This window comes from Streptomyces umbrinus (assembly GCF_030817415.1).
In the GTDB taxonomy this organism is placed as follows: domain Bacteria; phylum Actinomycetota; class Actinomycetes; order Streptomycetales; family Streptomycetaceae; genus Streptomyces; species Streptomyces umbrinus_A.
The window spans coordinates 7,967,875-7,981,069 of sequence record NZ_JAUSZI010000002.1 but is presented as its reverse complement, the minus strand read 5'-3'; the positions used below and the strand labels follow the sequence as shown (position 1 = coordinate 7,981,069).

The window sequence follows — 13,195 nt, the reverse complement described above, 5'->3', positions numbered from 1 at the left end:
AGCTCCCGGGCCGGCAGAAGCTGTGCAGGGCCGTCCGCCAGAAAGTGGTCGATCGCGCTGTTCACATGGTCCTCGGTGGCTCGTACCGGCTGGCTGGCGGGCAGTACGTCTCAGCCGCCCGTGGCGAACCCGGGGAACAGCGTCATGCCGCCGTCGACGTAGAGCGTGGTCCCCACCACGTAGTCGAAGAGGTCGGAGGCCAGAGCGGCCACCACGTTCGCGATGTCGTCCGGGTCGCCGACGCGGTCGTAGGGCACGAGCCGGAGAAGATCGGCCTCGGCCTCGGGGGTGTCCCAGGCACTGCGGTTGATGGGCGTGCGGATCGCCCCCGGGGCGACCGCGTTCACCCGGATCCTGTGCGGCGCGAGCTCCTGCGCGAGGGTCGCCATCAGCATCTGTACGCCGCCCTTGGACGACGCGTAGTTCACGTGCCCGGCCCAGGGAATGATCTGGTGGACCGAACTCATGCAGATGATTTTCCCGACGGAGCGTGAGACCTCCGGGACGACGCCCCGGCGCATGAATTCCTTGGCCGCCTCACGGGCGCACAGGAACTGTCCGGTCAGATTGACGTCCAGCACCTTTTGCCACTGGGCCATGGTCATATCGGTGAGGGGGGCATCACGTTGGAGTCCCGCATTCGCCACCATGACGTCGATGGTCCCGAATTTCTGGACCATGCGGTCCACCATGTCGCTTACCTGTTTCTCCTGCGACACGTCCGCCTCATGCGCGTAGGCGCGGACGCCGAAACTCTCGATCTCGCGCACCACGTCCTCGGCGGCGTCCCGCCCGGCCACGTAGTTCACCACCACATCGGCACCCGCTCGCCCCAGGCCGATCGCCGTGGCTTTGCCGATGCCGGAATTCGCGCCCGTCACCAGTGCCTTCTGGCCTTTGAGGAGCGGGTGGGCAAGGGGCTGGCGACCGTCACTGCCGCTGGTTTCCACTCGTGTCTCCCTGTGAGTGCCGAAGCGGACATCGAGGAATCCGCCGACAACACGAAACACAAGGGGGAACCTGTACGGCCCGGCGGCACGTCCCGCGTCAGCCACTCGGGGGGCTGTCCCGCGCCGAACGGCGCAGTACGCGACCGCCGGGCCACTCGGAACGACTCGGTCGCTATTCGGTGCGAGCCTCCCGGCCCCTTCCGACACACAGCGCCCAGATGACGAAGGCGTCGACGGCGATCAGGACGACGGCCCAGACGGGCTGGTACGGCAGCCACATGAAGTTGGCGATCATCGACAGGCCGGCGAGGGCGATACCCGTGACTCGTGCCCACATTGCACCGCGGAACAGAGCGGCGCCCGCGAGGACCACGAGAACGCCGAGTGCGAGGTGGATCCAGCCCCAACTCGTCAGGTTGAAGTTGTACGCGTAGTCGCTGGTGACCACGAAGACATCGTCCTTGGCGATAGCGGCAATTCCCTGGAATATCGCCATCACTCCGCCGAAGATCATCATGACGCCGGCGAATCCGGTCCAGCCCGTCACCCACGCCCCTTCGCTGCCGCTTCTGGTTCCGTGCCCGTGGTGCATTCCGGTTGTGGTCATATCGAGCTCCTCCCACATGGGCCTCGCCACTGTGGTGCGGCCGGGGCCGTGACGCACATATCAGTTTGACACGTGCAGCACAGGACGGCACAACGCAGATATATACGCAAGGCGGCGTCGAGGCCGGGATGCGAGGCAATTCAAACAGTGATCCAATGGAAGGATGCGCTGTGCGCCGATATGTGCGTGCCGGCCTGAGAGGCGTTTTTCACGCACGTCTTCCGCGAGAAAGGAAACCGCCGTGCCAGGTCTCCTCCGCGGGGTCGCCCGCACAGCCGTGATGGCCGGTACGGCGACCGCCGTGTCGAACCGCGTGTCCCGCTGCCAGCAGGGGAGATGGTCCGAGCAGGGATCGCCGGAGGCCCCGCGACAGCCCGCGGAACCCTCCGCACCCCCGCCCGCCCAGCCGCACGTCGACATGACCGGCAGAACCGACCAGCTGAAACAGCTCGGAGAACTCAAGGACCAGGACGTCCTCACCGAAACCGAATTCGAGGACCAGAAGAGCAGGATCCTGAGCTGCTGAGCTGCTGAGCTCCTGAGCTCCTGAGCTCCTGAGCGAATCCGACCCAATCCTTGAGCCACTCGGGATGTAATGAACCAGCCTTTTCGAAAAGGCCCACCCCTGAACGCTCCGACCACATCCCGATGACCAGGCCCACGCCGACCCTCTGGGCCGGCATGCGGCGTACGGCATACCGACAGCGATGCAGGCCGAGTCGCCGCGGACGCCCCCGCGAAGGCGCTCAACCGATCCCCGCTCGCCGCGACGATCCCAGCGACAGCACGCCGCGGACTGCACGGCCCGGCGGACGTGAGCCGTCAGCTCCGGACCCACCGGGTGGGGACCCGCGCAAAGGCCCGCCGTCGGCGGATCGCCCCGGCCGCACCGCACCGGCCCGCACGCAGCTCGCGAGCAACGGACCGAGCCGTTCGACGGAAGTCGGCGGCCAACAGTTGAAGCGGGGCGGCGCCTGCGCATGGTGGTGGACGGCCGGGCGGACCACACCGCCATCGGCACCTGCTCATGGTGGTGGAAAGCCGGGCGGACCACACCGTCGTCGGCGCTTGCGCGTGGTGCTGAACAGACAGCCAGGCTGGCCTCACCGTCGTCGGCGAAGCCGGAAGGTCCAGCGCGTAGGGCCGAGAGACCTGCCCCACCTGACCGGCCGCCCCTGCCGAAGCCGTGCGGGGCAGAGCGGCCGCCGTGGCCCGCCGCCGTGACGCAGGTCGTCGACGGCCCGCCGACCTCCCCGGCCGCGCCCTGAGCCGTCTCTTCGACGGCAGCGCGTACTCGCGTACTACGGCACCCCGGGCAGCAAGATCCGGGACCGGAAGGTCGTGGCACAGGCCCGCGCCCTGCCGAGAGCCGGACGCACCGTCAGGAGCAATGTCGACGGAGAGCCCGCCCCTGCCCCTGCAAGCTCTCGGTCCTCGGCCACACCCACACCGATCGAGTTCGAGGAGAAGCACTACGCCGACCTGGCAACGGCCGAACGAACGAACCTGAAACCCCGTCAACCCGCCCTGACCAGCCGATCAACACCTCCCGCACGCCGGGGGAACCTCAACCCGCGGTTTTGGTGGGAGCAGGTGGATGACCGCACTGGTGTAGGCATGGGCGTGGACTCGCTGACCGGAACCCGGCAACAATCTTCGCCAGCATCGTGTGTTCGCGCACGTGCACCAGTGCCCACCATCGCGCGCTGAAACGGGCGGAGCTTGCAGCGTGCCGGCAGCCACCACCTGATCGTCGCTCCAGCTCACCAAAGGGACGCGACCCGCCAGCGGCGAATTCCCGTCCAACACACGAGCCCCATTCCTGATCCCGCTGACTCTCCACTCCGATACCCTGCCCGAGGAGGCCCAGCTCCGGATGAGGACTCCCCCTTCAGGTACCAGCCTGGTTCTCCGCTAAGCTGGCCTTAGCAACTGCTCTCTCCTTTGGGCGGTCGCGCGGCGGTGGGGCTCGCCGCACCCGAACCGCGGCACTGGCGCCACCAACGGTCCCTACTTGTGATGAAGACGTGCCCGCATGCCTGGGCGCTGCACGAGTAGGAAGCCCACGTCGATGACCAGTTCTCGTGATCAGATGACCGCGCCCACCGATTCCGGCTTTTTCCTGTCGGTGACTTCCCAACGGCGCGAACGGGCCCGCAGACGGATCGCCGTGACTACAGCGGTCGCCGTCGGCGGCGCCTTGGGTTCAGCTGCCCGCTACGGGGCCTCGCTCGCCTGGCCCACCGCACAGGACACATTTCCCTGGACGACTTTCGCAGTGAACGCGACCGGTTGCGCTGTCATCGGCGCCTTCTTGGTGATCATCAACGACGCGTGGAGCCCCCACTGGCTAGTGAGACCCTTTTTCGGCACTGGCGTGCTTGGCGGCTTCACGACCTTTTCCACCTACGCCGTGGACATTCAGCGTCTCGTCCAGGACGGCCAGTCCCCCATTGGGCTGGCCTACCTCGCGGCCACGGTTCTGGCGGCCTTTGTCGCGGTCTGGTGCGCGGCCGCCGCCACGCGCCGACTGGTCTCCTGGAGGCAGAGGTGACACGGATGCACGACAACGCTTTGCAGGTAGCAATCTTCGTCGGGGAGCTTGACGCGTTCCGCCACCGGCTCCTTCACATCGAGATCGTGACCAGCACGTATGAGGCGGGTCTGGCCGATGCCAATCCCTTTCCCTGCGTCACAGGCTTCGGATCCCCCTCACACGTCCGCACCGTATGCCCGCTGCCGCTGAGCGAGGGGCTGCCGGTTGCCATCGTCGTCAGCGACGGCCGAGGTCGCTACAGCGTCAAGGAGGCCGCCGCCCTCGATGACTGCGAAGTGATCCGCTACGTTGGTTGCGACGCAAAGGACAATCGGTGAACTGGCTGCTCGTCATCGTGGGCGCCGCGGTCGGAGCGCCTTTGCGCTACCTGACCGACCGGGCCATCCAGGCCCGGCACGACATCGTCTTCCCCTGGGGCACCTTCACCGTCAACATCGTCGGCTGCTTCATCCTCGGAACGCTCACGGGCGCGGTCACCTACGGTGCCGCATCTCAATCGGTGCAGTTACTGATCGGTACCGGTCTCTGCGGAGCACTGACTACTTACTCAACCTTCTCCTACGAAACCCTGCGACTGGCCGAAACCGGTGCCAAGTTTTTCGCCACCGCCAACATCGCCGTCACCCTGGTCGCTGGTCTAGGCGCGGTATTCATCGGGAGCGCGTTGGCTGAAGCACTCTGGTCCTGAGTTGATCAACGCATTGTCTGACCCATTGAAACTCCAGCTCCACGGGCTTCCCGGTGCCGGCGAACAGGGATCCCTGAGAGTTGTACGACAACGAGGACGAAGCCCATTGCCCGTCGGCATGAACCGCGTTTCACTCTCACTGGTGATCGTTGCAGCCCTGACTCACGCCGGACCTAACACTTGGGCGGGCGTAAATAGGGGCCCTCACTCGCACGTTGCGTCGTCGGGGTGAACGAACGTTGTCCGGATGTGTCGGTGAAAAGTACGCCTGCCCGGCTTGTCACGGTCGACATGCTTCGTGCTCTGCGATTCCCTAGGACTCGACTAAGAACCTAGCTCCCAGGGAGGGAAGCAATGAAGGACGGTCTGCTGATCGGCGACACGTTCACTCATCACTACCAGGTGCCACCGGACAAGACTGTTCGCCACATCTATCAGGAGTCGCCGGAGTTCTCCACCTTTCCCGAGGTCTTTGCGACGGGCTTCATGGTGGGCTTGATGGAGTGGGCGTGCGTCCGCGCCATGCAGCCATACCTGGGCGAAGGCGAGGGCAGCGTCGGAACCTCGATCTGTGTGACACATTCAGCCGCGACCCCACCCGGCCTCACCGTGTCGGTGGCTGTCGAGCTCCTGGCGTCGGAGGGCCGTCGGACCAAGTGGCAAGTGACAGCTCACGACGGCGTTCACGAGATCGGCGCCGGGACGCACGAGCGTTCATTGATCGATCTCCAGCGGTTCAACGCAGGCGTTGAGAAGAAGCTGCGGCAGTCGTTTGCCGAAGCCAGCACCGATCCGGTCAACTGAACCACTGCTCACCCCTGGAGCATCAGATGACGCTGAGCGGCCATGCGGTCCGGGCCACCGTGTTCCTCTCCGAGGGCAGCGTCTGGAACGGACGGCTGCTGCACCGAGAGATACTTGAGCGCGCTCTGGCACTTGGGTTGGCTGGCGCCACCGCATCGCGCGGCACCGAAGGGTTCGGTAGAGGCTCGACCTTGCACACCGACCGCCTGGAGTCTTTCGCCGACGGCCTGCCGATCATGATCACCGTCATTGACGCATCCGACCGCATCCACGATTTCCTGTCGAGGGAAGAGGCTCTCATCGCTCAATGCGTAGTCGTCCTCGATGACGTCGAGGTCTTCCGTTCCTGCGAATAGCCCGACCAGGAGCGCACAGCAGTCTCACAGATCCCCCACCAGCAGCATGGCGCTATTCATAGTCCAGAGGGCTGTTGGAATGCTCTCCGCGTGAGCGGAGGTGCACCGCCTGGGGTGTCTATTTCCCGGCGAGGCAGGGGTCCTCTCCGCGCAAGAGGAGGTAGCCCGCCGCGATACGGCAGGCCAAGTTGCGATCATGAACGACCGTGGCGATGCACTCCTCCAGGCCTGTGGTTCCACCCGGCCCAAGGCACAGTGATCAGGAGCGTCGGTCCTGGGGAATGGACTGCCAGTGTGCACAGCCGACACCTTCGTCGGCTTGCCGGCTTCGCGATCCAGCAGGCTCACTTGACGATCAAGTTACAAGCCCGCGCTTCATTGCCGTGAACACGCCTGTGCGTAGGTGGCGTTCCCGAGCAGACAGTCGGACGCCTTCGGCCCAGACGGCGAAGCAGTGGTGCACCCGGTGCTGGAGCGGTTGACTGTGTGAGGTTCCCCCGTCATGCGGGAGCCGCTGATCAGCTCGTCAGCAGGGGGTGACGGGTGTTCAGATTCGTTGGTTCGGCCGTCGCCTGCTCGGCGTAGTACTTCTCCTCGAACTCGATCGGGCTGAGGAAGCCGAGCCGTTCCTGGATGCGGCGGGAGTTATAGAAGCCGTCGACGTACTCGAAGAGCGCGAGATTCACCTCGGCCCTCGTGGTGAAGGTGCGGCCGCGGAGGCCCTCGGTTTTGATGAGCATCCAGAGGTTCTCCGCGAGCGCGTTGTCGTACGAGTCCCCGACCGAACCCATGGACGCCTCAACTCCCGCCCGCATGAGCCGAGTTGTGAGCTTGATGGACGTATATTGACAGCCGTGGTCGGCGTGGTGAATGAGCTTGCCCGGCTCGACCTCGCGGGACGCGAGCGCGTACTCCAGCGTGGTCAGGACCAGGTCGGCGTCCGCGCGGGCGGAGGTCTCCCAGGCGACGACCCGGCGGGAGAACGCGTCGCGGATCGCGGACAGCCACAACGGCCCCTCGCCGGTGGAGATCATCGTGAGGTCGGTGACCCACAACCGGTTCGGCGCCGGTGCGGTGAAGTCTCTGTTGACCAGGTCCGGGGCCAGGGTGGCCTTCGGGTCCCGGCGCGTGAAGCCCTTCCGTCGCGGGCTCACACCCGCGAGGTCGGTCTCACGCATCAGGCGCTCGACCCGTTTGCGGCCCACCGGGGTGCCCTCGCGTTTCAGCACGGCGTGCACGCGCGGAGAGCCGTAGACGCCGGTGGAGTCGGCGTGGATCTCCTTGATCCGCTCGGTCAGCTCGACGTCGCGACGCCGCCGTTCGCAGGGCTCCTTCTCTGCGCGGCGCCAGCGGTAGTAGGTGGAGGAGGGGATGTGGAGTTCCCGAAGTACGCACTCGACTCCCAGGCGGGGATGCTCGTCGACGAGCGCCGTCACCTGGGCCGGGTCGGGTCGAGTTGCGCCGCGAAAAACGCCGAGGCCGTCCGCAGGACGTCGTTGGCTCGCTTGAGCTGGGTGTTCTCCTTGCGCAGGGCCGTGAGTTCGGCGCGTTCGTCGGTGGTGAGACGGTCGTCGCGCTCGCCGGCGTCCGCCTCGGCCTGGCGGATCCAGCCACGCAGGGCCTCCGGGTGCACGCCGAGGTCGACGGCCAGCTTCTTGATCTGGGGCTTCGGCTCAGCGGTGCGATACATACGTACCGCACGCTCACGCAACTCGAGCGAGTATTTCCGGGGTGCAGCCATGGTCACAGGTCCTCTCATGAGTCCCATCTGACCTGCTGTCAACTTCCTCCGCATCCCGGGGGAACCTCAGTGCCGTGGACTGGCGCAGCATGCGTGGATCTCAGCGGGAAGACCGGGATGCTCCTCCGTGGATTTGAGCCAGGGCGCGCGAACCAGGGCGGTTGCAAGTTCCGGGGGCGTGCGGCTGGTCGGGCTGTGACCGGTTGGGGTGCATAACAGGGCAGGCACGGGCTTCGTGATCATTGTGGTGTCTAAGCCCGATGATCATGAGGTGGCCCGTGCCTGCCGCTGTATCTTCTCCCATTCCCGCCGTGTTGGTGAAGCTGGGTCCGTTGGATGCCGGTCGGGTCGCTGACCTGCGCCTCTACTTCGACTCGGTGCCCGACCCGCGCTCCCGGCGGGGCCGGTGGTACTCGCTGACATCGATCCTGCTGGTGTGTGCCTGCGCGGTCGTCTCGGGAGCGAGGAGCATCGACGAACTCGCCGAGTGGGGCCAGCGTGCTTCGAACGCACTGCTGACAGTCATCGGGATCCGGCGCCACCTGCTCAGATGGCGGCGCACTCCGTCGCCGGCCACGATCGGCCGTGTGCTGGGGGCTGTTGACGGTGACGCCCTGGACCGGGCGGTGGGCGCCTACCTGGCCGACCGGCATCGCGCTGCCACCGAGCCCGACCAGGCGCCGTCGCCGTCCGCGTCCGGGCGGCCGCGCGTGATCGCTGTCGACGGCAAAGCACTCAAGGGATCAGCCCGTCTCACCGCGACGCGCCGGCATCTGCTCTCCGCGGTCACTCACGGCACCGTCGTGACCCTCGCCCAGGTGGAGGTCGGCGCGAAGACGAACGAAACCACACACTTCCAACCGCTCCTGGCACCGCTGGACCTGGCCGGCACCGTCGTCACCTTCGACGCCCTGCACTCGGTCAAGACGAACATCTCCTGGCTGGTCGAGGCCAAGAAGGCCCACTACATCGCCGTGATCAAGACCAACCAGCCGACCGCCCACAGCCAGCTCGCGGCCCTGCCGTGGCGGGACATCGCCGTCCAGCACACCGCCTCCGCCTCCGGGCACGGCAGGCGCGAGTCCCGCTCGATCAAGACCTGCGCCGTCGCGGACGAACTCGGCGGGATCGCCTTTCCCCACGCCCGCCTGGCCATCCGCGTCCACCGCCGCCGCAAGCAGACCGGCAAGCGCGAGACCCGTGAGAGTGTCTACGCCGTCACAAGCCTCGACGCCCACCAAGCCCGCCCCTCCGAACTGGCCACCGCGATTCGCGGGCACTGGGGAGTGGAGAACTCCTCGCACCACATCAGGGATGTCACCTTCGCCGAGGACGCCTCCACCGTCCACGCCGGAACCGCACCACGGGCCATGGCGACCCTCCGCAACCTCGCCATCGGCGTGCTGAAAACCCTCGGAGCCGACAACATCGCCAAGACCACCCGGGCGATCCGCGACGAACCCCAACGAGCACTCCCCATCCTGGGCATCACCAACGATCCGGACACCTACGGAACTTGATCAAGCCCTGCGCGCGAACAGCAGGTGACTATTTGTGTGGCAAATTCGGCTCTGCGTGCAGGTCGCGCTCATGGCATAGAGCTCCTGCTGTGACTGACGTCGCACGCAACAAGGCTCACACCCGTTACTGCCGCAACTGTCGGGCTGCACGTTTGCCACGGTGCGCCCGTGGCGTTAGGCGCAGATGCCCGTTGAGTGTTGCTGCACGAAGACAGACCACTGACGCCAAGTTGAACGATTGTGGCGTTAAGTGACGGCCGAAGTCCCTGTTTCACTCACATCCCGACACGTTCACACTGGTTGAACGGCAAGCCGGTGATGGGGCTCACCGAAACCGCGGCACATGCCGCTGACGGTCCCTGGTGATTTTTCCATGGATATGGGACAGCCAGGATGACGATGATTGATCGTGCCGCAAAAGCCCTCATCCCTGCCCGGCGCCGCCGGCAGCGACGCGACTCCTATTCAGCCAGCCCCGGCGCCTGTCCGCGGCGACTGAATACGACGATCGCTCATGACTTCCCAGTCCTCAGTGACTCAGTATCGCCACGGCGTCTACGCGCGCCGACCCGTCACGTCTGGTCGTGCCACTCCATCAAGTACCAGCAGCGCGAACCTGAATGAGCAGGAGACACCTTGATCACGGTTCTGTTATGCGTGCACAACCTCCTGATCCGCAAAGGACTGCGAAAGATCCTTGAAGACGACGAACGCATCCAGGTTGTGGCGGAAGCAAGCGCTCCAGAAGAGGCAGTGGCAATGGCCCGAGTCTGTATCCCGGACGTTGTCTTCGTCGAACTCGACATGCCCTACGGCGCCGGACTCAGGCTTGGCCGCATGCTGGCCGGAGCGGACACTGATTCCGTCGGCGTCGTCTTCATCGCTCAGTCCATTGACTCAGCGAGCGCCCTGCGCGGGCTTCTGTCGGGTGCTCGGGCCTTCCTTGCCAAGAGCGACCCACCTCATCAGATGGTCGCCGCGGTTCACGCTGTCGCCGCCGGCTACGCAGTGCTGCCGCCCGGACTTGTTGCTGCACTCGAACCACTGGCCATGCTGTCAACCGCCACCGCGTCGGCCCAGGCTGATGTGTACGGCGTTCTGACCGCACGGGAAATCGAGGTACTGCGATTGATGGCAACCGGCATGTCCAATAGCGAGATCGCCGCGTGCCTCTCAGTCGGGGAAGCCACGGTCAAGTCACACGTGTCGAGGCTGCTGTCCAAGCTGGGGCTGCGCAATCGCTCTCAAGCGGTGGCCCGGGCCTACGGGACAGGGCTGATCAGCGTGCCCGCGCAAGTCGCCCAGTAGCCGTATGGCCGGCTACTGAGCGACTCGATCAGGCAGTCCGTTGCTTTGCGATCGCGCCAGGACCGGACGGAACAACGATCAGCCGACGGTCCGTGACCACCGCGCTGACGAACTCGGCGGGAGTGATGTCAAAGGCGTAGTTGAGGGCACGGGTACTCTCAGGTGCCAGGAGGATTCCTTGCACCTGGGTGACCTCGGCCTCTGCACGCTGCTCAACGGCGATAGCCGAACCGTCTGGGATCGTCACATCGAGCGTTGACTCAGGTGCTGCAACGACGAACGGCACACCAGCATGACGAGCTCCGAGAGCGAGGGCGTAGGTGCCTATCTTGTTCGCGACGTCCCCGTTGGCCGCAATGCGATCGGCCCCAACAACAACAGCATCCACATCACCGCGCGCCAGTACGTATGGACCGGCACCATCGCAGATAAGACGATGATCGATGCCCAGTCGTTCCAGTTCCCAGCAAGTAAGTCGAGCCCCCTGGAGCAGTGGGCGGGTCTCGTCGACGATCACCTGACTGACGAGCTTTCGCGCATGCAATGCCTGGACCACGCCCAAGGCCGTGCCCCACTCCACGCCTGCCAGAGCGCCCGTATTGCAGTGCGTGTGCAGACGGAGCACCTTGCCAGGAAACAGATCGGCCAGGTAGTCGGCTCCGCGTGTCGCAAGGCGACGGTTAGACCCTACGATCCGGTCCACATAGGAGCGGGCCGCGGCTTCCACTACCTTGGCCCCCTGCGGTATCAAGGGCCGCACGACGGAGACCCCCACCGCCAAGTCTGCTGCAGTAGGGCGAGCATCGCGGATCCTGTCGACTTGGTAGGTGAGTTCAGAGGGTGTCCAGCTGGATCGGTCTGCCTCACGCACCGCCAGCGCCACCCCCAGTGCTCCTGCTGCTCCGAGTACCGGGGCACCTCTCACGACGAGTCTGCGGATCGCTTCGACGAGCTGATCGACTGTTGTCAGTCGTACAAGGTTCGTCTGACGCGGCAGGGCGGTCTGGTCGAGAGCCACGATCACATCCCCGCTCCACCCGATCACGGGGCCGATACCGGCGCTGAGTGCGCGGCCGGATTCCGCGGAGGTCATGCCAGAGCTGCCGCGAGATCCGCGACCCTGGACCTGAGTTCCCAGGTGAAGCCTGGCTCTTCCCTTCCGAAGTGACCGTACGCGGCGGTCGGACGATAGATGGGGCGGGTGAGTTCGAGGTCTCGGATGATGGCCGCGGGGCGCAGGTCGAAGAAGTCAGGAACGACCTTGCTGAGCCGTGTCGGGTCCACGCGCTCGGTGCCGAAGGTCTCGACGTGTATGCCTACGGGCCGAGCGACGCCTATCGCATAGCTCAGGTGGACTTCGCAGTGGGTGGCCAGCCCGGCTGCCACGACGTTTTTGGCGACCCAGCGAGCGGCGTAAGCGGCGGACCGGTCCACCTTGGAGGGGTCCTTGCCGCTGAAGGCACCACCGCCGTGGCGGGCCAGGCCGCCGTAGGTATCCACGATAATCTTGCGGCCAGTAAGCCCGACGTCGGCCACCGGCCCGCCGATTTCGAAGCGGCCTGTCGGATTCACGAGGACCGTAGGGGCATGCTCACTCAACTCGCCTGACAGACAAGGGGAGATGACGTGTCGCTGGATCTCCGGAACGAGCACGTCATCCAGATCAGCCTCAGAGCTGTGCTGGGCGGAAACCACGACCGTGGCGACACGGGAAGGCCGACCGTTCTCGTACTCGACCGTCACTTGAGTCTTGCCGTCCGGTCGGAGGTACGGCACTAACCCCGTCTTTCGCACCTCGCTCAGGCGTCGCGACAGACGGTGGGCCAGCGCGATGGGGAGAGGCATGAGTTCCGGAGTCTCGTCACATGCGTAGCCGATCATCATGCCTTGATCACCGGCTCCTTGGCGGTCAAGCAGAGCGACATCGCCGCCTGTGGACCGGCTTTCCCATGACTCAGTGAGTCCTTGGGCGATGTCCGGCGACTGCTGGTCCAGGGTGACGGCAATCCCGCAGTTGTTTCCGTCGTATCCCTGATCCACATGGTCATAGCCGATGTCGCGCAGAACGCCCCTCACGACTTCGGGAACGTCGACACGCGCGCTGGTGGAGAGCTCCCCAGCCACTACCACCAGACCGGTAGTGATCAGTGTCTCAATGGCGCAGTGGGCAGAAGGGTCGCTGCGCAGTATCTCATCGAGCAGGGCGTCGGAGATCTGGTCGGCCACCTTGTCCGGGTGTCCCTCGGTCACGGATTCCGACGTGTACAGCTGAGTACGTGACATCAGTTTTGTTCTCCTGTGCTGGGAGGGCCTGTCAGGCGCTCGTCACCGTGTCCTCGACGATGAGGGCATCCGGGGCGAGTTCCTGGAGGGACATGCGGAACAGTTCGACGCGGTCGACGGAGTCGACGATGACAACCATCAGTGGGCAGTCCTGAACGATCCGGAAGAACCTGGGTCGGCGCAGCGTCCGGGCCCTGCCGAAGCCTGCTATGCAGGAAATCACCGTCGCGCCGCGCAGTCCGTCCCGATGAGCACGCCGGACGATCTCGACGTACAGCGGGGTGCCTCGTGCCGAGTCCGTGCTTCGGATGAATACGGTGAGCCGTTGCAGCGTGGGGGCCCCTGCGCCGACAGGAGGCGTCTCGGCGGGAACGTTCACGG

The 13,195-nt window shown here is 65.4% G+C and carries 15 protein-coding genes; 8 read left to right on the top strand and 7 right to left on the bottom strand.

What is annotated here, in order from left to right; all coding sequences use genetic code 11:
- Window positions 1-110 precede the first annotated feature (110 nt).
- Together QF035_RS35260 and QF035_RS35255 are read right to left on the bottom strand one after the other, a co-directional pair.
- Window positions 111-950, bottom strand: coding sequence for an SDR family oxidoreductase (locus QF035_RS35260; RefSeq protein WP_307524712.1), 840 nt, complete (start codon window positions 948-950; stop codon window positions 111-113).
- Between the two features lie 172 nt (window positions 951-1,122).
- The gene (locus tag QF035_RS35255) at window positions 1,123-1,557 is read right to left on the bottom strand and encodes a DUF7144 family membrane protein (RefSeq protein ID WP_307524710.1); all 435 of its coding nucleotides are present in this window, start codon (window positions 1,555-1,557) and stop codon (window positions 1,123-1,125) included.
- Window positions 1,558-1,798: 241 nt separating this feature from the next.
- On the opposite strand from QF035_RS35255, the gene QF035_RS35250 reads away from it, so the two are divergent.
- From QF035_RS35250 to QF035_RS35225, 6 genes are all read left to right on the top strand, one after another.
- Window positions 1,799-2,083 (top strand): SHOCT domain-containing protein, encoded by a 285-nt coding sequence (locus QF035_RS35250; protein WP_307524709.1) that lies wholly within the window; start codon window positions 1,799-1,801, stop codon window positions 2,081-2,083.
- Between the two features lie 1,566 nt (window positions 2,084-3,649).
- A complete protein-coding gene (locus tag QF035_RS35245) occupies window positions 3,650-4,111 on the top strand; it encodes a fluoride efflux transporter FluC (RefSeq protein ID WP_307524708.1) in 462 nt (153 codons plus the stop codon).
- A 5-nt stretch (window positions 4,112-4,116) separates the two neighbouring features.
- The gene (locus tag QF035_RS35240; RefSeq protein ID WP_307524706.1) at window positions 4,117-4,431 is read left to right on the top strand and encodes a DUF190 domain-containing protein; all 315 of its coding nucleotides are present in this window, start codon (window positions 4,117-4,119) and stop codon (window positions 4,429-4,431) included.
- A complete protein-coding gene (crcB, locus tag QF035_RS35235; protein ID WP_307524704.1) occupies window positions 4,428-4,802 on the top strand; it encodes a fluoride efflux transporter CrcB in 375 nt (124 codons plus the stop codon). The genes QF035_RS35240 and crcB overlap by 4 nt, the downstream gene beginning before the upstream one ends.
- 354 nt (window positions 4,803-5,156) lie before the next feature.
- Complete coding sequence (gene flK, locus QF035_RS35230) at window positions 5,157-5,606, top strand: fluoroacetyl-CoA thioesterase (protein WP_307524702.1); 450 nt, start codon at window positions 5,157-5,159, stop codon at window positions 5,604-5,606.
- Window positions 5,607-5,632: 26 nt separating this feature from the next.
- Window positions 5,633-5,962: a DUF190 domain-containing protein gene (locus tag QF035_RS35225; RefSeq protein ID WP_307524700.1), complete on the top strand. Its 330-nt coding sequence runs from the start codon at window positions 5,633-5,635 to the stop codon at window positions 5,960-5,962.
- Window positions 5,963-6,480: 518 nt separating this feature from the next.
- Here the strand turns inward: QF035_RS35225 and QF035_RS35220 are convergent.
- Together QF035_RS35220 and QF035_RS35215 are read right to left on the bottom strand one after the other, a co-directional pair.
- Window positions 6,481-7,398: an IS3 family transposase gene (locus tag QF035_RS35220; RefSeq protein WP_307524698.1), complete on the bottom strand. Its 918-nt coding sequence runs from the start codon at window positions 7,396-7,398 to the stop codon at window positions 6,481-6,483.
- Window positions 7,395-7,703, bottom strand: coding sequence for a transposase (locus tag QF035_RS35215; RefSeq protein ID WP_054224182.1), 309 nt, complete (start codon window positions 7,701-7,703; stop codon window positions 7,395-7,397). Before QF035_RS35215 ends, QF035_RS35220 begins: the two co-directional genes overlap by 4 nt.
- A gap of 311 nt (window positions 7,704-8,014) precedes the next feature.
- Between QF035_RS35215 and QF035_RS35210 the strand changes: the two genes are divergently transcribed.
- Together QF035_RS35210 and QF035_RS35205 are read left to right on the top strand one after the other, a co-directional pair.
- On the top strand, window positions 8,015-9,223 hold the full coding sequence (locus QF035_RS35210; protein WP_307519909.1) for an ISAs1 family transposase: 1,209 nt from the start codon (window positions 8,015-8,017) through the stop codon (window positions 9,221-9,223).
- A 636-nt stretch (window positions 9,224-9,859) separates the two neighbouring features.
- A complete protein-coding gene (locus QF035_RS35205) occupies window positions 9,860-10,531 on the top strand; it encodes a response regulator transcription factor (RefSeq protein ID WP_307524696.1) in 672 nt (223 codons plus the stop codon).
- A 28-nt stretch (window positions 10,532-10,559) separates the two neighbouring features.
- Here the strand turns inward: QF035_RS35205 and mtnA are convergent, their stop codons facing one another.
- Genes mtnA through QF035_RS35190 form a run of 3 tightly spaced genes read right to left on the bottom strand, consistent with a single transcriptional unit; the run spans window position 10,560 to window position 13,193 of the window.
- The gene (gene mtnA, locus QF035_RS35200; RefSeq protein ID WP_307524695.1) at window positions 10,560-11,624 is read right to left on the bottom strand and encodes an S-methyl-5-thioribose-1-phosphate isomerase; all 1,065 of its coding nucleotides are present in this window, start codon (window positions 11,622-11,624) and stop codon (window positions 10,560-10,562) included.
- On the bottom strand, window positions 11,621-12,814 hold the full coding sequence (gene metK, locus QF035_RS35195; RefSeq protein ID WP_307524693.1) for a methionine adenosyltransferase: 1,194 nt from the start codon (window positions 12,812-12,814) through the stop codon (window positions 11,621-11,623). Before metK ends, mtnA begins: the two co-directional genes overlap by 4 nt.
- Window positions 12,815-12,845: 31 nt before the next feature.
- Window positions 12,846-13,193 carry a DUF190 domain-containing protein gene (locus tag QF035_RS35190; RefSeq protein ID WP_307524690.1) on the bottom strand — a complete coding sequence of 116 codons (348 nt, stop codon included), beginning with the start codon at window positions 13,191-13,193 and terminating at the stop codon, window positions 12,846-12,848.
- Window positions 13,194-13,195 lie beyond the last annotated feature (2 nt).